This is a genomic window from Seonamhaeicola sp. S2-3 (genome assembly GCF_001971785.1).
Classification (GTDB): domain Bacteria; phylum Bacteroidota; class Bacteroidia; order Flavobacteriales; family Flavobacteriaceae; genus Seonamhaeicola.
Map to the genome: position 1 here is coordinate 1,604,495 of NZ_CP019389.1, position 24,472 is coordinate 1,628,966.

Annotated in this window: 22 protein-coding genes; 12 read left to right on the forward strand and 10 right to left on the reverse strand. The window is 31.8% G+C overall.

Annotated features, from left to right (window positions below; all coding sequences use genetic code 11):
• The first annotated feature begins 44 nt into the window (after positions 1-44).
• A complete protein-coding gene (locus BWZ22_RS07500; protein ID WP_076699054.1) occupies positions 45-812 on the forward strand; it encodes a TerB family tellurite resistance protein in 768 nt (255 codons plus the stop codon).
• A 56-nt stretch (positions 813-868) separates the two neighbouring features.
• Here the strand turns inward: BWZ22_RS07500 and BWZ22_RS07505 are convergent, their stop codons facing one another.
• Positions 869-1,123, reverse strand: a complete 255-nt coding sequence (locus tag BWZ22_RS07505) for a hypothetical protein (protein WP_157607935.1) — start codon at positions 1,121-1,123, stop codon at positions 869-871.
• Between the two features lie 42 nt (positions 1,124-1,165).
• A complete protein-coding gene (locus BWZ22_RS07510; RefSeq protein ID WP_371326815.1) occupies positions 1,166-2,080 on the reverse strand; it encodes an LD-carboxypeptidase in 915 nt (304 codons plus the stop codon).
• A gap of 174 nt (positions 2,081-2,254) precedes the next feature.
• On the opposite strand from BWZ22_RS07510, the gene metG reads away from it, so the two are divergent.
• Entirely contained in the window at positions 2,255-4,321 is a 2,067-nt protein-coding gene (gene metG / locus BWZ22_RS07515; RefSeq protein WP_076699056.1) for a methionine--tRNA ligase, read from the forward strand.
• A gap of 81 nt (positions 4,322-4,402) precedes the next feature.
• Here metG and BWZ22_RS07520 read toward each other — a convergent pair whose 3' ends face one another.
• Complete coding sequence (locus tag BWZ22_RS07520; protein ID WP_076699058.1) at positions 4,403-5,341, reverse strand: hypothetical protein; 939 nt, start codon at positions 5,339-5,341, stop codon at positions 4,403-4,405.
• 309 nt (positions 5,342-5,650) lie between these two features.
• Between BWZ22_RS07520 and BWZ22_RS07525 the strand changes: the two genes are divergently transcribed.
• The 4 genes from BWZ22_RS07525 to BWZ22_RS07535 all read left to right on the forward strand — a co-directional run bounded on the left by BWZ22_RS07525 (position 5,651) and on the right by BWZ22_RS07535 (position 7,807).
• Positions 5,651-6,493 carry an AraC family transcriptional regulator gene (locus BWZ22_RS07525; protein ID WP_076699059.1) on the forward strand — a complete coding sequence of 281 codons (843 nt, stop codon included), beginning with the start codon at positions 5,651-5,653 and terminating at the stop codon, positions 6,491-6,493.
• A gap of 90 nt (positions 6,494-6,583) precedes the next feature.
• On the forward strand, positions 6,584-6,745 hold the full coding sequence (locus BWZ22_RS16620) for a hypothetical protein (RefSeq protein ID WP_157607936.1): 162 nt from the start codon (positions 6,584-6,586) through the stop codon (positions 6,743-6,745).
• 110 nt (positions 6,746-6,855) lie between these two features.
• Positions 6,856-7,404 (forward strand): carboxymuconolactone decarboxylase family protein, encoded by a 549-nt coding sequence (locus tag BWZ22_RS07530; RefSeq protein WP_076699060.1) that lies wholly within the window; start codon positions 6,856-6,858, stop codon positions 7,402-7,404.
• A 34-nt stretch (positions 7,405-7,438) separates the two neighbouring features.
• Complete coding sequence (locus BWZ22_RS07535; RefSeq protein ID WP_076699061.1) at positions 7,439-7,807, forward strand: cupredoxin domain-containing protein; 369 nt, start codon at positions 7,439-7,441, stop codon at positions 7,805-7,807.
• A 525-nt stretch (positions 7,808-8,332) separates the two neighbouring features.
• On the opposite strand, the gene BWZ22_RS07540 is transcribed toward BWZ22_RS07535, so the two are convergent.
• From BWZ22_RS07540 to BWZ22_RS07560, 5 genes are read right to left on the reverse strand one after another with little or no spacing between them, the layout of a single operon-like run.
• Complete coding sequence (locus tag BWZ22_RS07540; RefSeq protein WP_076699062.1) at positions 8,333-8,953, reverse strand: hypothetical protein; 621 nt, start codon at positions 8,951-8,953, stop codon at positions 8,333-8,335.
• Positions 8,954-8,960: 7 nt separating this feature from the next.
• Positions 8,961-10,016 carry a hypothetical protein gene (locus BWZ22_RS07545; protein WP_076699064.1) on the reverse strand — a complete coding sequence of 352 codons (1,056 nt, stop codon included), beginning with the start codon at positions 10,014-10,016 and terminating at the stop codon, positions 8,961-8,963.
• Positions 10,013-11,032, reverse strand: a complete 1,020-nt coding sequence (locus tag BWZ22_RS07550; protein ID WP_076699065.1) for a DUF805 domain-containing protein — start codon at positions 11,030-11,032, stop codon at positions 10,013-10,015. Before BWZ22_RS07550 ends, BWZ22_RS07545 begins: the two co-directional genes overlap by 4 nt.
• 10 nt (positions 11,033-11,042) lie before the next feature.
• Positions 11,043-12,053 carry a hypothetical protein gene (locus tag BWZ22_RS07555; protein ID WP_076699067.1) on the reverse strand — a complete coding sequence of 337 codons (1,011 nt, stop codon included), beginning with the start codon at positions 12,051-12,053 and terminating at the stop codon, positions 11,043-11,045.
• Between the two features lie 12 nt (positions 12,054-12,065).
• A complete protein-coding gene (locus BWZ22_RS07560) occupies positions 12,066-14,192 on the reverse strand; it encodes a hypothetical protein (RefSeq protein ID WP_076699069.1) in 2,127 nt (708 codons plus the stop codon).
• A 129-nt stretch (positions 14,193-14,321) separates the two neighbouring features.
• Here BWZ22_RS07560 and BWZ22_RS07565 point away from each other — a divergent pair, with 129 nt between their 5' ends.
• The 3 genes from BWZ22_RS07565 to BWZ22_RS07575 all read left to right on the forward strand — a co-directional run bounded on the left by BWZ22_RS07565 (position 14,322) and on the right by BWZ22_RS07575 (position 17,785).
• Positions 14,322-16,445, forward strand: a complete 2,124-nt coding sequence (locus tag BWZ22_RS07565) for a Tex family protein (protein ID WP_076699070.1) — start codon at positions 14,322-14,324, stop codon at positions 16,443-16,445.
• Between the two features lies 1 nt (position 16,446).
• Complete coding sequence (locus BWZ22_RS07570) at positions 16,447-16,770, forward strand: multidrug efflux SMR transporter (RefSeq protein WP_076699072.1); 324 nt, start codon at positions 16,447-16,449, stop codon at positions 16,768-16,770.
• Between the two features lie 106 nt (positions 16,771-16,876).
• A complete protein-coding gene (locus tag BWZ22_RS07575) occupies positions 16,877-17,785 on the forward strand; it encodes a DMT family transporter (protein WP_076699073.1) in 909 nt (302 codons plus the stop codon).
• Positions 17,786-17,936: 151 nt separating this feature from the next.
• Here the strand turns inward: BWZ22_RS07575 and BWZ22_RS07580 are convergent, their stop codons facing one another.
• Both BWZ22_RS07580 and BWZ22_RS07585 read right to left on the reverse strand, forming a co-directional pair.
• Entirely contained in the window at positions 17,937-18,518 is a 582-nt protein-coding gene (locus BWZ22_RS07580) for a hypothetical protein (RefSeq protein WP_076699075.1), read from the reverse strand.
• A 614-nt stretch (positions 18,519-19,132) separates the two neighbouring features.
• On the reverse strand, positions 19,133-19,564 hold the full coding sequence (locus BWZ22_RS07585; protein WP_076699076.1) for a fructose 1,6-bisphosphatase: 432 nt from the start codon (positions 19,562-19,564) through the stop codon (positions 19,133-19,135).
• 355 nt (positions 19,565-19,919) lie between these two features.
• Here BWZ22_RS07585 and BWZ22_RS07590 point away from each other — a divergent pair, with 355 nt between their 5' ends.
• The 3 genes from BWZ22_RS07590 to mfd all read left to right on the forward strand — a co-directional run bounded on the left by BWZ22_RS07590 (position 19,920) and on the right by mfd (position 24,456).
• Entirely contained in the window at positions 19,920-20,375 is a 456-nt protein-coding gene (locus BWZ22_RS07590) for an excisionase family DNA-binding protein (protein ID WP_076699078.1), read from the forward strand.
• On the forward strand, positions 20,365-20,928 hold the full coding sequence (locus tag BWZ22_RS07595) for a PIN domain-containing protein (RefSeq protein WP_076699079.1): 564 nt from the start codon (positions 20,365-20,367) through the stop codon (positions 20,926-20,928). Before BWZ22_RS07590 ends, BWZ22_RS07595 begins: the two co-directional genes overlap by 11 nt.
• A 234-nt stretch (positions 20,929-21,162) precedes the next feature.
• Positions 21,163-24,456: a transcription-repair coupling factor gene (gene mfd, locus BWZ22_RS07600; RefSeq protein WP_371326816.1), complete on the forward strand. Its 3,294-nt coding sequence runs from the start codon at positions 21,163-21,165 to the stop codon at positions 24,454-24,456.
• Positions 24,457-24,472 lie beyond the last annotated feature (16 nt).

Here is a 24,472-nt window from a genome sequence, read left to right on the forward strand (position 1 = left end):
TAACTAACAATAGTATATTTGAACCCAAATAAAGAGAATTTTATATGAGTTTTTCAAAATGGATAGGAGGTGCCTTAGGATGGTCTTTTGGAGGTCCTATAGGTGCTATTATTGGAGTAGCCTTAGGAAGCATTGTAGATGCTGTTGCTAATGGGAATGCAGATACCCTTTTAGGTGAGGATAAACGCCAAAGAAGAACCACATACAGTAGCAGAACCCAGCGGCCACAAACCCAATCGGGCGATTTTGAAGTAAGTTTATTGATTTTAGCTTCTATTGTTATTAAAGCCGATGGGAAACAAGACCAACGCGAGTTAGATTATGTACGCCAGCAGTTTGCTAGTATGTATGGTAAAGCGCGTGCAAATCGTGCATTTCAGTTATTTAAAGGCATTAGTAAACAAAAGATATCTACACGTCAAGTTTGTTTACAAATAAAGCAAATGATGGATCACCCATCACGTTTGCAATTGGTACACTTTTTATTTGGAATAGCTAAAGCCGATGGTATAGTAACCCAAGATGAAGAACGCCAAATACAAATAATAGCAGGTTATTTAGGTATTAATGTAAGAGATTATGAGAGTATTAAAGCTATGTTTTACAGCAGTAGTGATAATGCTTATAAGGTTTTAGAAATTTCAAAAGGAGCCTCTGTTGAAGAGATTAAAAAAGCATACCGAAAAATGGCCAAAAAATATCATCCTGATAGAGTACGCCATTTAGGAAAAGAACATCAAGAGGGCGCCGAAGAAAAATTTAGGCAAGTGCAAGAAGCCTATGAACAATTACAGAAAGAATTAAGGTTTTAAAAAAAAATCCAACTATTTATACTAAATAGTTGGATTTTTAATATTTAAAAATAAGTTTACTTAGAAAATACTTCTTTACTTGTGTAAATTTTAGTCTCGTTACCTTTATCAAACACATACACTATTTTGTTGTTTGCATTCATGTAAACAGCTGCTAATTTCCAACCTTCGCTTTGTGTAGCATCTAATAAGCATTTACGTACATCAGGGTTGTTTAAATTTAAATCTGAATTTTTAATTGGGTCGGCATTCACACTAATTGAAAATGTTAATGCTATAACTGCTAATACTAATTGTAATTTTTTCATCATAGTAAGGGTTTTAAATTCCTTGTAAATCTATGAGATAGCCTATTAATTCTTGAAAATAATAGTTGATTGTTCTTTTTTTACGGTTAACGTAATTGTTCTCCCCAAAATTAAAGCCCTATTGTCTTTTTCATGACCGGCAGGCATATTAAAAGCTATGGGGAAATTGTATTCAGAAAGGGCATCTAATATTAATTGTTCAATAGAAGTGCCCCAAGGTGTTGTGTTTTTTTTAATCTTAGTCATATCACCAATTATAACGCCCTTACAGTTATTAAAATAACCTGCACGTTTTAAACTTTGAAACATACGATCTATATGATATTTGTATTCGCCAATTTCTTCAATAAATAGAATTTTTCCAGAGGTATCTATACTTGTTTTAGATCCTAACATACTGTGTAAAATAGTTAAATTTCCACCAACAAGAGGTGCTGTTACACTGCCTATTTTATTGTATTTTGAACCTTTTAAGGTGTAGTTTAAAGTTTCACCAAACAAAGCAGCTTTAAAAGTGCTAATAGTTTCTGCTATAGTTTCGGGAGTGTCTTGAAGGCTGGTACACATCATGGCATGAAGCGATTGTACACCTAAATTATGTACTTGGTTATGAATAGCGGTAATATCACTGTAGCCAATAATCCATTTTGGACTGCTTTCAAACTTAGACCAATCTAATTTATCTAGAATTCTAACCGATCCGTATCCACCTCTTGCACACCAAATAGCACTAATTTTAGGGTTATCTAAAGCATTTTGAAAATCTTCACAACGCTCATCATCAGTTCCAGCAAAGTGATTTTCTTTATTAAAAACATAGTTACCAACTTTGGCATGTAGCCCCCAGCTTTTAAGTAGTGCTTTTGCTTGTTCTATTTCATATGTTCGGTTTTTTAAAATTCCAGCAGGTGCTACAATGGCAACCGTATCGCCAACTTTTAAATATGGTGGTTGTTTCAATTTGTTTACTTGTTTTATAAATTCATTGTTTTGTGATATAACTTCATTTATTCCAATGAAAAAAGAAGTATAAAAAATACATAAAATGAGTAGGTTTCTAGACATATGGTAAATGTACATTTTTTTTCAATATAGCTTCTAAAATGTGTACTTTTACGCCCTAATTTAAGATTAATGAGTAAACCAAAACGATATACAGTTACAACCGCATTGCCCTATACAAATGGCCCTATTCATATTGGGCATTTAGCAGGTGTTTATGTGCCAGCAGATATTTATGTACGCTATTTACGTTTAACAGGAAATGATGTAGCCTTTATTGGAGGAAGTGATGAGCATGGGGTGCCTATTACTATTAAAGCAAAAAACGAAGGGGTGTCGCCACAAGATATTGTAGATAAATATCATGCTATTATTAAAAAATCGTTTGAAGAATTTGGTATTACTTACGATAATTATTCGCGTACATCGGCACCAATTCATCATAAAACTGCTTCGGAGTTCTTTAAAACACTATATGATAAGGGTGAATTTATTGAAGAAACTTCAGAACAATTATACGATGAGGAAGCTAAACAGTTTTTAGCTGATAGGTTTGTAGTGGGTACTTGCCCAAAATGTGGTAATGAAGAAAGTTATGGTGATCAATGTGAAAATTGCGGAACCAGTCATAATGCTACCGATTTAATTAATCCTAAATCGGCCATTACAGGGAACACGCCTACCTTAAAACAAACAAAACACTGGTATTTACCTTTAGATAAACACGAAGATTTTTTAAGAGAGTGGATTTTAAAAGGACATAAAAAAGATTGGAAACCTAATGTTTACGGACAAGTAAAATCGTGGATAGATGATGGTTTACGTCCTAGAGCAGTAACTCGCGATTTAGATTGGGGAATTCCCGTACCTGTTGAAGGTGGCGAGGGCAAAGTGCTTTATGTTTGGTTTGATGCGCCTATAGGCTACATATCTTCAACAAAAGAATGGGCAGAACGCGAAGGAAAAGATTGGGAACCCTACTGGAAAGATAAAGATACCAAATTAGTGCATTTTATTGGGAAAGATAATATTGTGTTTCACTGTATTATTTTTCCATCTATGTTAAAAGCAGAAGGAAGTTATATTTTACCAGATAATGTACCAGCCAATGAGTTTTTAAATTTAGAAGGTAATAAACTGTCAACTTCTAAAAATTGGGCGGTTTGGTTGCCAGAATATTTAAAAGATTTTCCTGGTCAGCAAGATGTACTGCGTTATGTATTAAATGCTAATGCCCCAGAAACTAAGGATAACGATTTTACTTGGAAAGATTTTCAAGCTAGAAATAATAACGAATTAGTGGCTATTTTTGGTAATTTCATTAATCGTGTGGTGGTATTAACTAACAAATATTACCAAGGTATAGTGCCAACACCTAGTGAGTTTACACAGGTTGATGAAGAAACCTTGGCTGCCGTAAAAGCATATCCAAATGTTATAGCAAGCTCTATAGAACGTTACCGCTTTAGAGAAGCAGGGCAAGAACTCATGAATTTAGCGCGCTTAGGAAACAAATATTTAGCCGATGAAGAGCCTTGGAAAATGATTAAGGTAGATGAAGCCAGAACACAAACCATTATGTATGTGGCGCTTCAAATAGCCAGTGCTTTGGCAACCTTGTGCGAACCATTTTTGCCGTTTACTTCTGTAAAGCTTAAAAACATTCTTTGTTTTTCTGAACTTGATTCAGAAACGCAATGGAATGATATTCCAAATAAAGATGTGCTGTTACCTGCGGGTCATCAAATAGGAAAGGCAGAATTGCTATTCTCTAAAATTGAAGATAAAACCATTCAAGAGCAGCTAGATAAATTAGAAGCTAGTAAAAAAGCAAACGAAGCTGCTAATAAACAGGTAGAACCACAAAAAGACACCATTACTTTTGAAGATTTTACCAAGTTAGACATTCGTGTAGGTACTATTCTTGAAGCCGAAAAAATGCCTAAAACCAAAAAACTTTTAAAATTAAAGGTTGATACAGGTATTGATACCAGAACCATTGTTTCTGGAATTGCCGAAAGTTTTTCAGCCGAAGAAGTTATTGGTAAAAAAGTAACCGTTTTAGTAAATCTAGCACCCAGAGCTTTACGTGGTGTAGAAAGTCAAGGTATGATTTTAATGACTGAAACTCCCGATGGTAAATTGGTGTTTGTAAACCCTGATGATGCTGAGGTTGAAAATGGGTTACAGATAAGCTAATGATTTGATTATAATTTATAAAGGCTGCTTTTTAATTGATTTCGAGCAGCCTTTATAAGTTATAGATAAAACTTTTTTAACTTAATTGTTAGTAAACTTTGTAGTAACATTTTTCCATTGTATTTCAGCTTCGCCACCTTTACAACGATAAGCGCCCATGCGGTATTTTGCTTGTAGTGGTATAATTGTAGAAGGGGTTGGTACTTGCCAATTGTAAGATGTACCATCAATTTTAACGTTTACATAATGTACAAGTGGAGATGAAGAATTTGCTTTATGGAAGCCCGTAATCATTTCTATTGGTATATCTGTATTGGCAGGTACGTTTTTAAGAAACACTAACCTTCTTCCATTTGTGCCAGAGCCACCTCTCACAGTTATTTCTTCTCGGTAAATATCGAAAGATGTCTGGGTAGATCCTGAAAATCTTGGTTTAGCAAGGAATAAGCATACGGCAGGGTCTGAAGATCCATTAGGTGTGCTTCCATCAGCGTTAGCATGTTTACCTTTGGCTTGCATAAAGTATGTTCCAGATGGGTTATTTACTTGGTCACGAGCTATATTACTGCTTTTGTGACCTGCTCTTATAATTTTAAGAGTACCCTTTAATTGAACATTATTACCACTTTTTACGTTGGTTACCACTTTACTGGCTCGTTCAATTCTAGGTTGTAGATTATCCATGTGGTTTGAATTTGCCTTAAGTTTATAAACTCCATAAGAACCTTGGTTTTCAAAGTTATAAGTGCAAGTCCTGTCGTCTACCTTTATGTTAACAGCAGAGTTGTTATTGGGATATGCGGGGGTGTATTCTCTACTTGTATTAGTGCCAGATTTTTTGCAAACAGAATTCGTAGTTGCTACTTTTTGATCAATGGATGCATTAGTTTCTTCAAAAGAAGATAGTATTTCTTCATCTTGAAGCAGAGGTTTTTCATCATTTGAGCACGCAATAGCAATGCTTGCTAGTAATAAACAAAAAATACCTTGATAGAAAGGTTTTTTAATTATTGTTTTCATGTCTTTAAAATTTAGTTAGTATTTTTTTAATAAAAATGTTCATCAATGATATATGATTTATAACATACTATTGTCCTGTACTTTCCTGTTTTTTTGTAAAACAAAACTCATAATTAAAGAAGGAATTTAGAATTTTAATAGGATGAATTATTATGCTTTATAAATCTTGCTATGTGGAGTTTATTGGTTTGCAGGCACTACTTACTATAATGTAATCTTTAGCTAAATTTTATAAAATAATAAGGGAAATTATCAGTGGGTTTAAATACATATTCTGTAAGGTTGGTTGTTTTTGTAGACTAACCCTGCATGCAAAAAACATTCACTGAATTTTCTACCAATGCTATTTTAAAACTAGGAGATGAAGAGCTTTTAAAACCCTATAAAACTCCAAAAAATCCAGAGTTATACACTTTTATTAGAACTCAAGATGTTCCAGCAGAAATTGTAGTAGACAGTGTTCCTTATACTATTGCTCCTAATAGTATTATAACCTTAACTACGGTACAATATTTTCAGTATGTTTCTGGTAGTAATTTGGTAGTGTATCAATTTAACAGAGAATTTTATTGTATTAAAGATCATGATCAAGAAGTTAGTTGCGCAGGACTTCTTTTCTTTGGAAATATGCATATGCCTATTATAGAACTTAATGCCAAAGAGCATCAAAAGTTAAATATGTTAAATGATGTTTTTTTAGAGGAACTTGAAACTAAAGATACCATACAAGCCGAAATGCTTAGAATGTTAATGGCAAGATTTATTATAATAGCTACACGATTATTAAAAGCTAAAGAGGCTTTTTTAGAAACCACTAGCAATGCAAAAATTGATTTACTTCGTGAATTTAATATGTTGGTAGAATCTCATTTTAAAACAGAGCATAGTGTATCGTTTTATGCAGATAAACTATATAAATCGCCCAAAACCTTATCAAACACATTTGCAAAATTACATACAAGTCCGTTACAAATTATACATGAGCGTATTGTGTTAGAAGCTAAACGCCTTTTAATCTACACCGATAAAACAGCCAAAGAAATAGCCTATGATTTAGGGTTTGAAGATGCTTCACATTTAAGCCGGTTATTTAAAAAACAAACTTCTTTTTCGCCCACAGAATTTAAAAAAATGAACAAAAAAGCTTCTTAGGGAAAAATAGACAAACCTTTAGGCATTCTCATCATTCTTTCACCTGTCTCTTTAATTCATCTTTGCAGTATAATTTTAAACAGCAAAGTCATGAATTTAAAACACATATCTATTTTCAATTTAATTGAAATCTTCAGGGGACAAAGAAGAAAAGTTACTAATACCATTTCTCCAAAAACACATTGTGAACAAAAGCATATTCACGATTTTTATTGTGATGCCGAAAGACCACAAGTGCCTTTTCATTTTTAAAAGGAATAATTGACAAATTTTTAGGCCATTTATACATGGTAAAAACCTATTTCAAGTCACAAATTTGTACCAAAATTTTAAATCATTAATAAATAAAAAAGAAAATCATTATGAGTAAAATTAATATCCCAACAAGAGAAGAAGTAAGCCCAAATAATCAGGCTATTTTTGATAATTTAAAGAACTCCTTAGGGTTTGTTCCAAACTTATTTGCTACTTACGCACATAGTGAAACCGCATTAGAAAACTATTTAAATTTTGCTAATGCTAAAACCTCATTAACTGCAAAAGAAAAAGAAGTAGTAAACTTAGTAGTTAGCGAAGTAAATAACTGTATTTATTGTTTATCTGCACATACAGCCATTGGTAAAATGAACGGATTTACAGATTCTCAAATTTTTGAAATAAGAAGCGGAAATGCATCTTTTGATAACAAGTTAGATGCCTTGGCAAAATTAGCTAAAAACGCAACTGAAAACAGAGGAAATACAAATCAAGAAATTTTAGATAATTTCTTTAATGCCGGATATTCTAAAGGTAATTTAATTGATGTTTTGGTTTTAGTGGGAGAAAAAACCATTTCTAATTATATCCACAGTACCACTCAAGTACCAGTAGATTTTCCGCTAGCCAAACCTTTAGAGCCAGCAACAGTATAAATAACAAATTAATTAATCAAATAAATTTTAAACGATGAAAAAAGTAGTATCAATTTTAGTAATAGTTTTAGCATTTACAATTAATGCCCAAGCACAAGAAGTTAAAACCATAGCTTTAGAACAAACAAAAGGTGAGTTTACACAAAAATCTATAACGGTTAACGAGGGTACTTATGTATTTGCTGTGGCTAACAACAATGTTGGTAAAGATGTTGGTTTAGTACTTGTTCCTAAAGGAAAAGATGCCAGTAAACCAGAAAACCATATACAGTCGGCTTATGTAACACAAGTTGTGAAAAATGGTGAAACTCAAACCTCAAAAGCCACCAAATTATCTAAGGGCGAATACGTTTATTTTTGTCCGTTAAATCCAACACCACAATATACACTTACAGTTAAGTAATTTTTGTTTCATTGTGTTAATAAAGGTTGTTCTATTTATTTAGAATGACCTTTTTTGTTTTAAAAGAACCTGTTTAAATTTCTTCGTCACAAAGAATAACTGGCATACAACGCACACACAACTATAAGTATTTCAGATTCTAACAAAAATAGTTCAGTCTAATTTTAACATTTAATGTTATTTAGATTTAATAAAAATAACTTATTTTTGCCGTCATATTTAGTTATTTTTATTTCCTGTGGGTAAAAAGAAGAAGCAAAAAAAAGCCATAAAAAAGTTACGTAAATTAGGGATAGAGCTCCCTGAAAAAGTAAAAAGTAGTTGCTGTAAAAAATTTAAAAAGGGCGAAAACAAGCGCTGTAAAAAGTGTCCTTGCTTTGATTTAATTAAAAAAGTAGCTTAATAGTATATCTGAAGCAATTCACTATTCTTTCTAGAGTATTGTTTCCAATTATTTCATAAAGTTGTAATCATTGCTACAATGTACAGCATAAGCTATTAGCTTTAAATGAATAGCTTTTTTAATTACGTTTTTAACTTAAATCGTAAAATTAAAGCTCTAATTAGTAAAAATGGAGATACAATAATAACCGAACCCCATAAATTGTTTGGTGTAAAAATTTCAGGAAAATTTCTAACTACAAAAAGCATTAAGATAATTCCTAGGATTATTGAAACATGTAGGATAAGCATATTGGGTGTAAAATTTCCAAAAAATACTTTTAAAGGTTGTTGTGTATAATGAAGTAGTGTACGTTCTACAGCTACAAATACTAAGTTGGCATTAAAAAACCAATTTTTAAAAAACAAAATCTTCATATTAGTCTGTATTAAGTCTTGATTTTTCCAATTGGTCATAAATGCAAAAAACACCACAATAAATATAAAATAAACCCCCATTTGAATAAAAGAGCTAAATATACCTGTCTTCTTATGGTTTCCAAGTGTAGCATTTTTATTCATTTTATAACAAAATCTATCAATAATAATTCTAATAAGTTCATGCCACCAAAAAAAGAAAATAATATAAAAAACAGTGGTATTTCCATTTAAAATAGACAAAGTAGTAATTAGAAAAAATATTAAAAAATCCCATAGTGCATAATGTTTTGTATGCTTATCTAAAATAGATGATATAGAACTCATGGTCTGTTTAGTTTGCGTGGTTATTTTTTGCTTTTCTACGTTTAATTACAAACCTTATAATGAAGAATAAAACTATGGCACCTAATATTACTGGCGAGTAAATTACTAATAGCATTAAAAGACCTGGTAAAGCGCCTTCAAAAGTGGTTTTTACGGCATATGGATTACCAATATCTATAGTGTTAAAAACAAGATCACTTTTTGGTAAATGGCTCAACTTATTTATTGATGAAAATAATTGATTGGTGTTAGCAAGAACCTCTTTAAACGAAAAATGGGTGTCTTTTTCAAAATAGGTAATTACTAAATTATCTTTTGCAGTAGGGGAAAAGTTATGTTTTTTACCGGCATAAAGGTTGTGTTTATTATTGAATTTAAAATTAAAACCAGCTGATAGACCGTTTACATCTTCAGTATGTAAACCATCCATTAATTGAATATAAAAGTCTCCTTTTTCTATAGGTAAGTGCCAAACGCTTCCACTTTCTAATAAGTAAATAAATGCATTTTTATAATCTACATTATAACCTTTTTTAATTTTTGCATTATTAGTATTTACTATAAAAAAGACTTCTACTTGTTGTGTTTGGTTGGGTGTAAATAGCATATCCCAAACTTTCCAATTATCACTAAAAGCTTGTGTTTTGTTGTTGCTGTTATTTAGTTCTGGGTGCTTTTCATTAAGCAAAGTAATCCAATTATTATTAGCTTTTATTTTGAACTGACTTAGTGAATCTAGAGTAACTTCGTTTAAATCATTTTCGCCACCTGCATAAATGCCGTTAATAGGATAGCCCATTTTGAATTGTAAGGTCTTATTTGTTGTATTTTTAAACAGATATACTCCTTTTACAACAGCATAACCTTTGTACAACTGAATGTAAATGTGCTCTTGCTTCATTTGCACTTTTTTAAAGCTAAGAGAATCTTCAGGATAAAGCATTGTAAATACTGTTCCACCTGCATTCCATACACCTGGTTGAGCTGCATTGCTATATAGTTTATTGCTTATAAAAAATATAAGTACTACGTTTAATGCTATTTTGATAAACACGGCTTTCATAAATTTTCTAAATATTGTGTGCCTTCATTAATACTAACACCTACTAAGTTTTTAAGAAAGGTTGCTTTGTGTAATTCTATAATATCGTTTGTCTTTAGTTTGTTGTATATTTTTTGTGAAACATCAATATTTTCAACATTTGTTGTCACTCTAAATTTAGTTGAATTAGTATTAGAAGTCATGGTTAATTTATCGGTTACTTGTACCGTAGTTATGTTTTTTAGCCTTCCGTTTCTGTTAAATTTTGCATAGTTGTTAATTAGAATAAGCAGTTTAATTGAAGTATAAGTAAAGGCTATTATTACAGGAATTAAAAAAAGGAAGATTCCTAGCCAAAGCATAAACAATAAAATGCTGTAAATAGTGATGTAAATTAATGCTCGCCTTACTTTTTTAAAGAAGCTTTTTTTTACTAAATCAATTTCACTTTGGCTCATTGGCTTAGTAATACTTTTACTTTTAAATAAGGTAGAATAAGAAGTGTTGACAGTTGGGGTAACCGGATTTTGATTTTTTTCTAAAACAGTAAATGTTAAAACTTCTTTGTTTTTAGGACTAGACTCTAAATATACTTTATCGTTTACGTTTACTTTTGTGTATTTTGAAAAGGGCACACTGTGTTCTTTATTATCAATAGTAATATAATAATAGGTTCTGCTAGACTTGTGTCTTGTATTTGTGCCTATTCTGGTATTATAATTTCTAGAGTTAGTTGTGTGTTTGTCTATACGTTTGTCGGTAACGACACCTGTATAACAGTGTTTAATACCTCGTTTTAAATCGATATAAGTATTCCAGAATAGATATGAAATAATACCTGCAAAAAATAGCAGAAATATTGAAAATATCACTATAGGAATCCCACTGAAATTATCGGGTTTTATCACAAAAAAATAGATGAAAGAAAATATAGCACTTGCAACAAGTAAGAACAAAACAGCAAATAGGTACTGCTTTCTAAGTTTACTTCTATCTTGAGAGGATAGTGGTTTTATTTCAAAATTTGTATGCGTCATTTACTAAATGTTATGGGATATTTATAAACTTAATATCTTCTTTAAATTCTGAAAATAGGTTTTTATCGAAAACTGTACTACCTACAACACTGTTGTTATTAAAAGTTGTTTTATAAAAACTAACGCTAGAAATAGTTTTGGTTTTTATGTTTACTATTGCTTCGGCATATTTTATTTTATTACCCGAAGCATCTTTTTTATACTTGTAAATTTTTATTTCGAAAGGAATTACTTTGTCTAAATTTTTATCATAAAACTGCCAAGTTTGGTTACAATGTTTTTGTAAATTAAACGGAAGGTTATCTTTAGGCGCTTCTTGGTTAAATCGTTGTATGCCTCTATCTAGTTTACTTTTTACACGCTCGTCGTCTATAAGCTCAAAACCAATGTATACGTTTTCATTATAGATATATGCTTTATAATGGTTTTTTGGCTCTGTGTAAGAGAAAATTTCTTTATTTTCTAAGTAAAAATGATTGGAAACAACATTAGGTTTGTCAGCTTGTTTCTTAGCATAGACCTTTTTAAACAAATGTCCTTTTTGGGTATAGTGATGTGTGATGACAGTTTCATCTACATTACTGCTAATTTTGTGAAGCAAATCATTTAAGTATTCAAATTTCACATGGTCTTTATTTCCGTTTTTTAACGAAATGTGCTCATCACTTAAACGCCCTTGTTCATCATAAGTGTAGTAATGTTTTTTGTTGAATTTAGCATTGCTATGCTTAAAAACACGTTTATAAAGTCTATCATTTTTGTAATAGCTTTTTATTTTCTCCCAAGAACTATCTTTTAAATTTTTAACATAATAATCTTTAATAAAACCATCTTCATTAAATTGGTAAACAACTGTTTGAATAGGATTTTTATTTAGATTGTAACAAACAGCTTCTACTTTTGTAACCTTTTTTGTAAAACCATAATCTGTGTTACGTATATCTGGAAGTCCTTGTGCAAAACCAAAGGATAAGCTAAATAAAAAAATACTTGTTATGAATGTTTTTATTAATTGTCTCATTAAAATTTGTTTTTAATATGTAGTTTTAAGCATGCCATTTACCCAATAGCCTTTACTACTTATTTGTTTGTTTTTGTTTAGGTAGACACCTAAACCGTGTCTTTGTCCTGCCGAAAAATGACCGTAATAAGTTGTGCCAGTACTTTTGTAATATTGTACGCCTTGACCACTAAAATTTTTATTTTGTATTTCGCCAATATAGCTATCGCCCGAGGACCATCCGTAGGCACCAACTTTATCTATTTGCCCATTAGTAAAGAAACCTACATAAGTATCGCGGTTTGCAAATTGATAAAAACCAAAACCATTACTACAGTTACCAATGCAATTACCAACGGCACGTTTATTTTTAAAATTGGCAGTAATCATGTTACGGGTTTGTTTGCCTTTTTCGTAATAACCCGCTTGTAAAATTTCGCCACCTTGTTTTACATAGCCATAACCGTGAAACGTACCGTTTTTAAACTGGCCAATGTAGTATTGCTTGGTGTCGTACCAAGTGAACATACCAAAGCCATTTCTAAAGTTATCCACAAAATTACCTTCGTAATAATTACCATTATCGTTAAAGGTTTGTCTGCCAAAACCATTGGCTTTTCCATTTTTAAAAAAGCCTTTTATAATGTATTCTTCTGTTTTTAATTCACCATAGCCGTCTGTACAGTTTCCTGAAAGGCATGTTGAAGTTGTTTTTGGGCTTGTAGTTTGCTTGGGTTTATTTTGACTGATGATATCTGTAGTTGCATCAAAATATCTGGCAGGAAGCCATTCGTTTTTTGGGGCATGGTTATATGATGATAACGTTATTTTTTTATCATCTGGTAAAGTTACTACCTGATCAAAAGTTGTTGTTTGGTTTATCTGTTTTGCGTTATATTGTATTTTGCCATCAACAACCAAATAGAAATATGATTTATCATTTTTATCGTATTTGTAATAGAAAAAGTGACTACTAGGTGTTTTGCTGTGCTTTAAAAGTTTGCCGTTAAAAAAAGCTTTATTACTATCTATATCGTAATATATAAGAGTTTTTTTGTCGTAATATTTATTTTGCGAAGCATAAACAATAAGGTTCCCTTTTGCGGTTTTACTTATGCTTTTTTTTGCGTCTGTAAAAACGGGTACGCCTTGATAATATGGGGTAACACTCGTGTTTAATTTATGCATCATAACATCGGAGTTTGGTAAAACCATTTCTGCTTTTAAGCGGGTTGTTGGCTTTCTGTCTTTGGCATGAGAACCTTTTACAGTGTAGTATGAGTTTGAAAAAATATCATACAATTGTAAATCTTCGGTTTCTGGTAATTGACTCCAATTAATATCATTTGCTACTTTACCATTTCTAAAAATTGAAATAGGATAGGCTTTATCCGTATACACCGAACCGAATGTAATTTCGTTCTTTTTTTCAAGCTCGCTATAGTATTGAATTGGGGTTGTAAAAACATTTGTAATGCCGTTCGACTGTTTGTAGGTTTGCTCTATTGGGTTTCCTTTTTCATCAAACTTATAATGTATTTCAGTGGTAATATTTGGAGTATATCCGCCTTCGGTTTTTACTAGGTATCCATTTTTATAGGTCTTGATATAAGTTAATTCTTTGTTTTTATTTTTTGAAGTGTATTGTATCTGTAGAGCATCATTGAATAGGTTGTATTGATACGCTATAGTTTCAAGGTCTCCATTTTTGTTGATTTCCTCAAAAATCAACCTATCTTTATTATCGTAAGTGTATTTTGTAATGCTGCGTTTTGTATTGTATATATAATCTTTATTTACAATTAAACCATTTTCATAAGTAAAAGTTTCTGTAGCACCGCCGGAGTAACGTATTTTAGTAATGTAACCATCTTCATTAACTGTATAAGTATTGCTACCATTACCTTTCAAAATACCGTTTTCATAATTATAGTGTAAAATAGTTTTTATGCAAAGCCCTGATCTACTAAAAACAGGCATATTTCTGTAGCCATCTTTAAAACCTGCTGAATAAACATCTCCTTTGAGATTAAAATGTTCTAGTTTGTATTTAACAGCAATAGGATTTAAAGGTGCATTTACAAAATCTATTTTTTGCGCATAACCATTAAAAACTAAGATTAGCGTAAGTAATAGGCATAATTTTTTTAGTGTTTTCATAAAAAATACGAGTTGTTGAGATTAACAAAACTACTTTTTAATGAAGTATGAAGAAATACGATAAATGTCGTATATTTTAATAATACAACTTTCTATATTTGCTTTTCACAGAACAAGAAGCGCCTATTTATGTTAGTAACCGATTATATTTTTTCGCAAACCCAATTACCCAAAATTGCTATACAAAACACCATCAATTTACTTAATGATGCCTGCACCATTCCGTTTATTTCGCGTTACCGGAAAGAAGCTACAGGTAATTTAGATGAAGTACAAATTGGCAATATTGTAAAATATAAAGAGCAGTTTGAAGCCTTAGAAAAACGTAAAAAAGCCATTTTAAAAACATTAGAAGAGCAAGAGGTTTTAACTTCAGAATTACAACAAAAAATCACTGCGGCTAAAGATTTAACTACTTTAGAAGATATTTACTTACCCTTTAAAAAAAGCCGAAAAACAAAAGCCGAAAAAGCACGCCAATTAGGGTTAGAGCCTTTGGCTAAAATTATTATGAGCCAAAACGCCAATGATATAGAATCTGTAGCATTTCGATATGTAAAAGGCAAGGTAGAATCTGAAGAAAAAGCTCTAGAAGGTGCACGCCACATTATTGCAGAATGGATTAACGAACGTACCGATATTAGAAATAACATTCGCTACCAATTAGAACGTTTTGCAATGATTTCAACTAAGGTGGTTAAAGCCAAAGAAAATGAAGAAGATGCCCAAAAGTTTAAAGATTATTTTGATTGGGAAGAAGCGTTAAGCAGAATTCCGTCACACCGATTATTAGCTATTTTAAGAGCCGAAAAAGAAGGGTTTATTCGTGTAAAAATTGAAATTGATGATGATAGAGCCTTAGATAAAATTGAAAATAGAATTATTCGCTCTAATAATGATTGTGCAACTCAAATAGAAATAGCAATTAAAGATGCTTATAAACGTTTACTCTTACCATCATTAACCAATGAAGCGTTGCAAATGGCTAAAGAAAAAGCCGATGATGCTGCTATAAGTGTGTTTGCTAAAAATTTAAAGCAATTATTGTTAGGCGCACCATTAGGCGAAAAACGAGTTTTAGCTATAGATCCCGGATTTAGAACAGGTTGTAAAGTAGTTTGTTTAGATGCGCAGGGGCAGTTAAAACATAACGAAACCATATATCCGCATGCTCCAAAAAACGATAGCATAGGCGCTATGAAAAAAATAAGCTCTTTAGCCGATGCCTATAAAATTGAAGCCATTGCTATTGGTAACGGAACCGCTTCTAGAGAAACCGAAGCTTTAATACGCAAAATTAGATTTAAAAATGATATTCAGGTTTTTGTGGTTAGTGAAGCTGGAGCTAGTATTTATTCTGCTTCAAAAATTGCTAGAGAAGAATTCCCCAATTACGATGTTACAGTTAGGGGAGCAGTGTCAATTGGCAGACGCTTACAAGATCCTTTGGCAGAATTAGTAAAAATTGATGCAAAAAGTATTGGTGTTGGTCAATATCAGCATGATGTAGATCAAACTAAATTGCAAAAATCCTTAGAAGCAGTTGTAGAAAACTGTGTAAATGCCGTTGGTGTAAATATTAATACCGCCAGTAAAAGTTTGTTAAGTTATGTATCTGGAATAGGACCTAAACTTGCCGAAAATGTATTTAATTACAGAAATGAAAATGGCCCTTTTACCTCTAGAAACGATTTAAAAAATGTACCGCGCTTAGGCGGAAAAGCTTTTGAACAAAGTGCTGCTTTTTTAAGAATTAAAGGTGCTAAAAATCCGTTAGACGATTCTGCGGTTCACCCAGAGAGTTATGCTATTGTTACAAAAATGGCAAAAGATTTAGGGAAGTCTGTTAAAGATGTTATTGGTAATTCAGAGTTGCTTAAAACAATTAATTTAAAAGATTATTGTACAGATTCAGTAGGATTATTAACACTAAAAGATATCATTAAAGAGCTAGAAAAACCCGGATTAGATATTCGTGAACAAGCTAAAGTTTTTACTTTTAATCAAAATATAAAGACTATTAACGATTTAAAAGAAGGGCAACTTTTACCAGGTATTGTAAACAATATTACCAATTTTGGTTGTTTTGTTGATGTTGGCATTAAAGAAAGTGGTTTAATTCATGTGTCAAATCTTTCTGATAGTTTTGTAAAAGATGTTAATGAGCATGTGCATTTACATCAACAGATTATAGTAAAAGTTTTAGATGTAGATCTTCCGCGAAAGCGTATTCAGTTAAAACTTCATAAATAAAATGAATTGGATTATCTTAATCATAGCAGGATTGTTTGAAGTTGCCTTTGCTTTTTGCTTAGGCAAGGTTAAGGAAACTACAGGTTCTATTTCTACTTTTTGGTTTATTGGTTTTTTGGTATGTTTGTTTATGAGTATGGGGTTGTTGGTTAAGGCTACACAAACCTTACCAATAGGCACTGCTTATGCTGTTTGGACAGGTATTGGTGCCGTTGGTACCGTTTTGGTGGGTATTTTTGTTTTCAACGAACCAGCAACTTTTTGGAGATTGTTTTTCATCACCACACTCATTGCCTCAATTGTGGGGTTAAAGGCCGTCTCTTAGAAACTGTAATTACTGAAAAATTTAACAACTTTTATCCAAAATTAATGTCGATGACATTGTTTTGTGATGTAATTTTGCAGGTTTAATTCATTAATTTATTCTTCTAATGAAAAAGGCAAGAATCGCTTTGATGGTTGGAATTATCTGCATATCGATATTTCCCATATTGGTGAAATTAAATTTAACGCCAGGTGTCATTTCGGCGTTTTATAGAATGGCATTTTCCTTAATTGTTCTATTGCCTTATGTTCTTGTTAAGGGGAATTTTAAGATTACCAATGGTAAAGGATTATTTCTTGCCTTATTGTGTGGTGTGATTTTTGGAAGTGATGTGGCCGTATGGAACATTGCTATCCAACAATCCTCGGCAACCCAAGCCTCTTTACTAACTAATCTCTCTCCTATATGGGTTGGTATTTTGGCTTTCTTGTTCTTAAAAGACAAACCCAAATCAAACTTTTGGATTGGAGCCTTTATAGCCGTATTAGGTATGATGCTTTTGGTTGGTTTTGATGTGTTTAAAAACTTAGATTTTGATTTGGCCTTTAGTTTTGGTGTTTTATCAGGTGTGTTTTATGCTTTTTACATGCTTATAAGCAAATATGTTTTAAAAAGCATGAATATTTCAACTTTCATGGTTCTAAACTTGGTAGGTTCCACTACGCATTTAGGCATTGTTAGTTACCTGCTGAACGAACCCTTCACAGGTTTTAGCAATATGGGATGGTTTGTATTACTCATACAAGCGCTTGTCTGTCAATTATTAGCTTGGTTTTTAATTAGCTATGCTACAAAACAGATGAGAGCCACAAGGGTCTCGGTTAGTTTACTTGCTCAAGGTCTTTTGGCTTCATGTTTTGCTTGGTTATTTATTGGAGAACAAATTTCTGTTCAAATGGTTATAGGAGGCATTGTTTTGCTATTGGGAATCCGAATAACATTTATTGAGAAGCGCCTAAGGTTTGCTAAGAGGCGTGTTACAAGAAGACTTAATATAAAATTGGGACGAGAGTAAATAATTAATTATGAATACTATTATTTACATTTTGCGTAAGCGATTGAACGGTATGTTTGAGCTCCTTGCAAAGAGCGAGTAGTGAAAGCGCGACCCCGCCTTAAAGCGGGGTTACGCCCAAAACACACCTACGCATTTGCTAGAAATGGTATTACAATAAATTATTTAACCGGTTTTGAAACCAACTTTTTTTATTTTCAACGGGTTCATTTTTTGTTACGGGTTTATTTACTTGTTTACTACTGTTTAAAAGTTTACGCTTTAGAACAATACGAGAAATGACATCGTTAACATAATTTATAAACTCGTTATTTAAAGCAATTATTTTGGCTTCTTGTAAAACGTTTTCGGCTTTATCATAATTATTTTGAGCTTCTAAAAGAGAGGCTTGTGCTAATAATATGTTTGCTTTTTTAGTGCCTTTAAAACCTAGGGCAAAATCTATTAGTTTTTCAGCTTCTTCATAGTTACCGTTGTTTACCAATAGGCGTATATAATCTGGGTATATATCTGCGTCATGCACATTACAAGCTAAAGCTTCTTGGTAGTAGGCTTTTGCAAGGTTAAAGTTTCCAAATTGTTCTATTTGTATTTTAGCCATTAAGCATAACGCTTTTACACTTTCTGGGTTGTAAGACAAAGCATAGTTTAAAGCTTCATAAGCTTTTTCTAATTCATACGGGTAGGCTTGTATAGCTTTTAACAAATAGGTGTTATGTAAATTATTTTCCATTTTTTTAAATTTTTAGGTATAGACTTTTACCCAACGTTATGGGGCGCCAGAACCTTGTTTTTAAATAGTGACTAGTTAAAGTCTGTTTTAATAGCACATAAAAATTGCGCTTTTAAAACTGATTTGGATTTTTACTCTTGAATTTTAGAAATAAAAAACCCGAAACAGTTTACTTACGTGCTTCGGGGTTTTTATCTGGGAAGTTAATCTACAGAAAATACCGAAGCCTCATGAGTGATTGTAAATCACGATAAGTATTCCAAATTGGTGTACTATGTTTTAACATGGCTTCCTGTTTTTATTAGTTATTTATAATGCAGTTGTTTGTTTTAAACTACGGTGCAAATATTAGAACAAATTTTTTAATAACAAAATAATTTTTGATATAAATAGCTGTTTTTCAGTTGGTTATAATTTGTTTTAAGCAATTAAGTTCCTGTCCGCTTACTAGCAGAGGTTAGTGTTTTTAGGCAAAGGTTTGTTTCCTAGTTGCTTACACATTAAATGGCGTATATTTTATTTTTTTAAATTGTTTTTCAATTAGTCTAAATTTTTTCAAAAAAAAACGTCCAACAAAAGTTGGACGCTTAAAATATGATAGTTTTTATATTTTTTTATCTATTCATGTTTTTAATGGCATCCACAAAAGTGTCTAAATCAGCTCCAGTACTTACTAAAGATAATGCTTTGTCAATTATATATTTTACATTTACAGCATGAAACCCTAAACCAACTGCTATCTTTTTTAATAAAGAATATTCTGGTTCTCCTTGTATATCATCTATATAAACCATACGTACTAAATCATATAAACGTTCTAAACGTCTATCATAAGAAACAGGCGGATTAATAGGGTGTGCGTTATAATCTTTTAAAATAGATTTATAATCTGCTTCACTAATATCTAAATTTTTGGCTAACCTATCTAAAAAGGCTTTTTCATCGTCAGTAATTACACCATCGGCCATTGCAACTCTTACTATAGAGGCAAAATGGCTTTCATTACGCTTTTTAAATCCGCTATCAAATAAATCTGAAATCGACATACATTTGTTTTTAGTGCTGCAAACGTACATATTATTTTTAAGATTTTAAACCCAAATTTTAATTTTTTAGATGTTGCCACACCCTTCTGTAAGTTCAAGACAAATGGTTGGGTTTTATTCATTAATTGCCTTTTAAATTAATGAATATAAATATTTTACTAGTTAATCCCTTCTTCATTGGGGATTTCAAACATGCCTGTTAATTTCTAATGTGGGGATTGTTTGCTTGCATATTTGTAAGTAGGCTAGAACCAACAGCGTTGTTGAAATTATTTTTTAAAAATTTAACATCAATTTGTAAGATTGTTTCGTTTATTTCGTTTAATATTGTGTAGGATTACTTAAAATAGCGACAATGGAAACTTATAAAAAAATTAATAAGCCTTCAAAAGATGAGCAAAGATTGGCAATAGAGTCTTATGATGCTTTGACTTCAGTTATCCAACAACTAAAATCTAAAAACCCTGAGATTGAGATTGAGGAAACTCAAGAAAGAATAAAAATTCCATTAAGTGCTTTGAAATTTTTAGGAGAAATATTAAAGGCAATGAGCCAGGGGAAACCGTTTTCATTAGTTCCAGTTGCTACAGAAGTTACAACCCAAAAAGCAGCAGAGATTATAGGTTGCTCTAGACCTCACTTAGTTAAACTTCTTGAAGAGGGGCAAATAGAATATACAAAAATTGGCAAACATAGAAGGATTAAGTTTGAGGATGTCATAAGGTATAAAACGAAGATGAAAGAGGTTCAGAAACAGAATATTATTGATATAATGAAGTCTGACGAAGAATTGGGGTTATATGATTCATAGTGTAAGATTTAAATGTGTATTAGATACTAATGTAATTTATCCGATTGAGATTCGTGATTTACTTTTTTGGTTTGCGTATTATGACATGTTCACTCCAAAATGGAGTGAACATATATTTGATGAATGGAAAGATGTGATGTCAAGAAAGGGTGTAAGTGAGAAAGAAGCCAATAGAAGAGTAGAAAAAGCAAATACTGCATTCCCTGATGCTTTAGTTACTAATTATTCTGGGTTAATAAATAATTTGGAATTACCAGACCCAAAAGACAGGCACGTTCTTGCGGCAGCAATAAAGACAAATGCAAATATTATTGTTACGAACAACATAAAAGATTTTCCTAAAGATTATTTAGCTTCTTTTGGACTAACAGCCAAAACAGCCGATGATTTTTTAACAGATATTATAGATTTAAATCCCGAACAAGCGGTTCAAGCTTTTAAGGAATTAGTTCTTCATAGAAGAAATCCAGATTTGGATGAGTTTCAAGTTTTGGATATACTCAGGAATAGAGGATTGAAAGGTACTGCTGATTTTCTACATTCACAGTTGTAATCATTAGAATCAATAATCTTATGCATATAAATCGCATTGCATACTGTTTATATCCAATGTGAAACGAAATTCAATAATTTTTCTGATAATATCTAGCTAAGTATTACATTGTATTAATTAAAAATTAAAATCATTTTAAAAATAAATTTAACACCTATATTTGCACTACTAAAAAACAGGGTTAAATAAGTGAGCTCTTCAAATCTCTCGCAAGTTTATGAACAGGCTTTGCAAATGCAAAATCTGCAGAATTCTATTGTTAATACTCAAAGTAAAATTCATTTAAAAGGGCTTGTTGGATCTTTATTTTCTTATGTAATTTCAGCATCATTTAAATCTGCAGAAAAACCCTTTTTGTTGGTTTTTAATGATAAAGAAGAAGCGGCACATTACTTAAATGATTTAGAGCAGCTTATTAATGAAAAAGATGTGCTGTTCTACCCCGGTAGTTATCGTAGGCCTTACCAAATTGAAGAGACCGATAATGCTAACGTATTGTTACGTGCAGAGGTTTTAAACCGAATAAACTCTCGTAAAAAACCAGCAATAATAGTTACCTATCCAGACGCTCTTTTTGAAAAAGTTGTTACTAGACGCGAGTTAGAACGAAACACCCTAAAAGTAGCCGTAGGAGATAACCTTTCTATAGATTTTGTAAACGAAGTGTTGTTTGAATATAAATTTAAACGTGTTGATTTTGTTACAGAACCAGGAGAGTTTTCGGTACGCGGCGGTATTGTTGATGTGTTTTCGTTTTCGCATGATGAACCTTATCGTATAGAGTTTTTTGGTGATGAGGTAGATAGTATTAGAACCTTTGATGTTGAGTCGCAACTATCAAAAGAGCAGTTAAAGAAGATTAGTATCATCCCTAATGTTGCTAATAAATTTTTAGAAGAAAGCAGACAAAGCTTTCTAAAATATATAGCACAAAAAACGGTGGTATGCTTAAAAAATGCCGACTTATGTTTTTCTAGAATTGATGATTTTTTTGCCAAAGCAGAAGAAACATTTAAAGAACTGTCATCAGAATTAAAGCATGATGAACCCGAAGAACTATTTTGCAATTCAGCATTATTAAAAAAGCAATTATTAGAGTTTTCAATTATAGAGTTTGGGACTCAGAGTGTGTTTAGTAAAGGCCATGAAATTAGCTTTAATTCTTCACCACAACCCGCTTTTAACAAACAATTCAATCTTTTAATTGAAGATTTAAATACCAATCATAATAAAGGTTACTCTAATTATATAGCTTGTGTTAGTGAACAACAAGCAAAACGATTTCATGATATTTTTGAAGATGTAGAAGAAGATGTTCATTATAAAACCATAGTACAATCATTACACCAAGGTTTTGTAGACCATGATAATAAAATAGTTTGTTACACAGATCATCAAATTTTTGAGCGTTACCATAAATTCCATATAAAAAATGGCTATGCTAAAAAACAAGCCATAACTTTAAAGGAACTCACAAATTTAGATGTAGGCGATTATGTAACCCATATAGATCATGGTATTGGGCGTTTTGGTGGGCTGCAAAAAATTGATGTTGAAGGCAAAAAACAAGAAGCCATTAAACTTATTTACGGAGAGCGCGATGTACTCTACTTAAGCATTCACTCATTACACAAAATAACTAAGTATAACGGTAAAGATGGTAAACCACCTAAAATATATAAACTAGGAAGTGCTGCCTGGAAAAATTTAAAGCAAAAAACCAAAGCTCGTGTAAAACATGTAGCGTTTAATTTAATTAAACTCTACGCAAAGCGAAAAACTAAAAAAGGCTATCAATACAACCCAGATAGTTATATGCAGCATGAGTTGGAAGCTTCTTTTATATATGAAGATACTCCAGACCAAAGCACCGCAACAGCCGATATTAAAGCTGATATGGAAAGCGAGCGTCCCATGGATAGATTGGTTTGTGGTGATGTTGGTTTTGGTAAAACCGAAGTGGCTATCCGCGCAGCTTTTAAAGCGGTAGATAACGGTAAACAAGTGGCTGTTTTGGTACCTACTACTATTTTAGCATATCAGCATTCAAGAACGTTTAAAAAACGGTTACAAGATTTCCCTGTTGTTGTTGATTACCTAAATAGATTTAGAACTGCTAAAGAAAAACGTTTAACACTAGAGGCTTTAGAGCAAGGAAAAGTAGATATCATTATTGGTACCCATCAACTAGTAAATAAAAATGTTAAGTTTAAAGATTTAGGACTTCTTATTGTAGATGAAGAGCAAAAATTTGGCGTTGCAGTAAAAGAAAAATTAAAAACTATTAAAGAAAATGTTGATGTACTTACACTAACAGCAACTCCTATTCCGCGTACGCTGCAGTTTAGCTTAATGGCTGCTAGAGATTTATCAGTAATTACCACGCCACCCCCAAACAGATATCCTATTGAAAGTCATGTAATCAGATTTAATGAAGAAACTATAAGAGATGCTATTAGTTATGAAATTCAACGTGGCGGACAAGTGTTTTTCATTCACAATCGTATTGAAAACATTAAAGAAGTTGCCGGATTAGTACAACGTTTAGTTCCAGATGCTAAGGTTGCTATAGGGCACGGACAAATGGATGGTAAAAAACTAGAGCAACTTATGTTGTCATTTATGAACGGAGAGTTTGATGTGCTAGTAAGTACCACCATTATAGAAAGCGGTTTAGATGTGCCTAATGCAAACACCATTTTTATAAATAATGCCAATAATTTTGGATTGAGTGATTTACATCAAATGCGCGGACGCGTAGGGCGTAGTAATAAAAAAGCTTTTTGTTATTTCATTACCCCAGAATACTCTGCTATGACAGATGATGCTCGTAAACGCATATCGGCATTAGAACAATTTACAGAACTTGGTAGCGGTTTTAATATAGCCATGAAAGATTTAGAAATTCGTGGAGCTGGAGATTTACTTGGTGGTGAACAGAGCGGATTTATAAATGAAATAGGTTTTGATACCTATCAAAAAATATTAAACGAAGCTATTGAAGAACTTAAAGAAAATGAGTTTAAAGATTTGTATAACGAATCTGATACAGACAAAGTTTATGTAAAAGACGTTACCATTGATACCGATTTTGAATTGCTTTTCCCTGATAGTTATGTAAACAACATTGCAGAACGCTTAAGTCTTTATACTAAATTAAATGAGTTAAAAACCGAAGCAGAATTAAATCAATTTGAAAAAGAATTAATAGATAGATTTGGAGCATTACCAGAACAAGTGACCGATTTACTAAATAGTGTCCAAATAAAATGGATTGCTACCCAAATAGGCTTTGAAAAAATTATTATGAAACAAGGTAAGTTTGTTGGCTATTTTATTAGCGATCAGCAAAGTAGTTTTTATCAAAGCAAATGGTTTACCAAAGTATTGCAATACGTACAGGCAAACTCTCATTTATGTAAAATGAAAGAGAAACAAACACGCAAAGGCTTACGATTATTGCTTACTTTTGATAATGTAAAATCAGTAGAAAAAGCTTTAAAATTATTAAAACCCATTGTGGCTTGATTATTGCCTTATATTA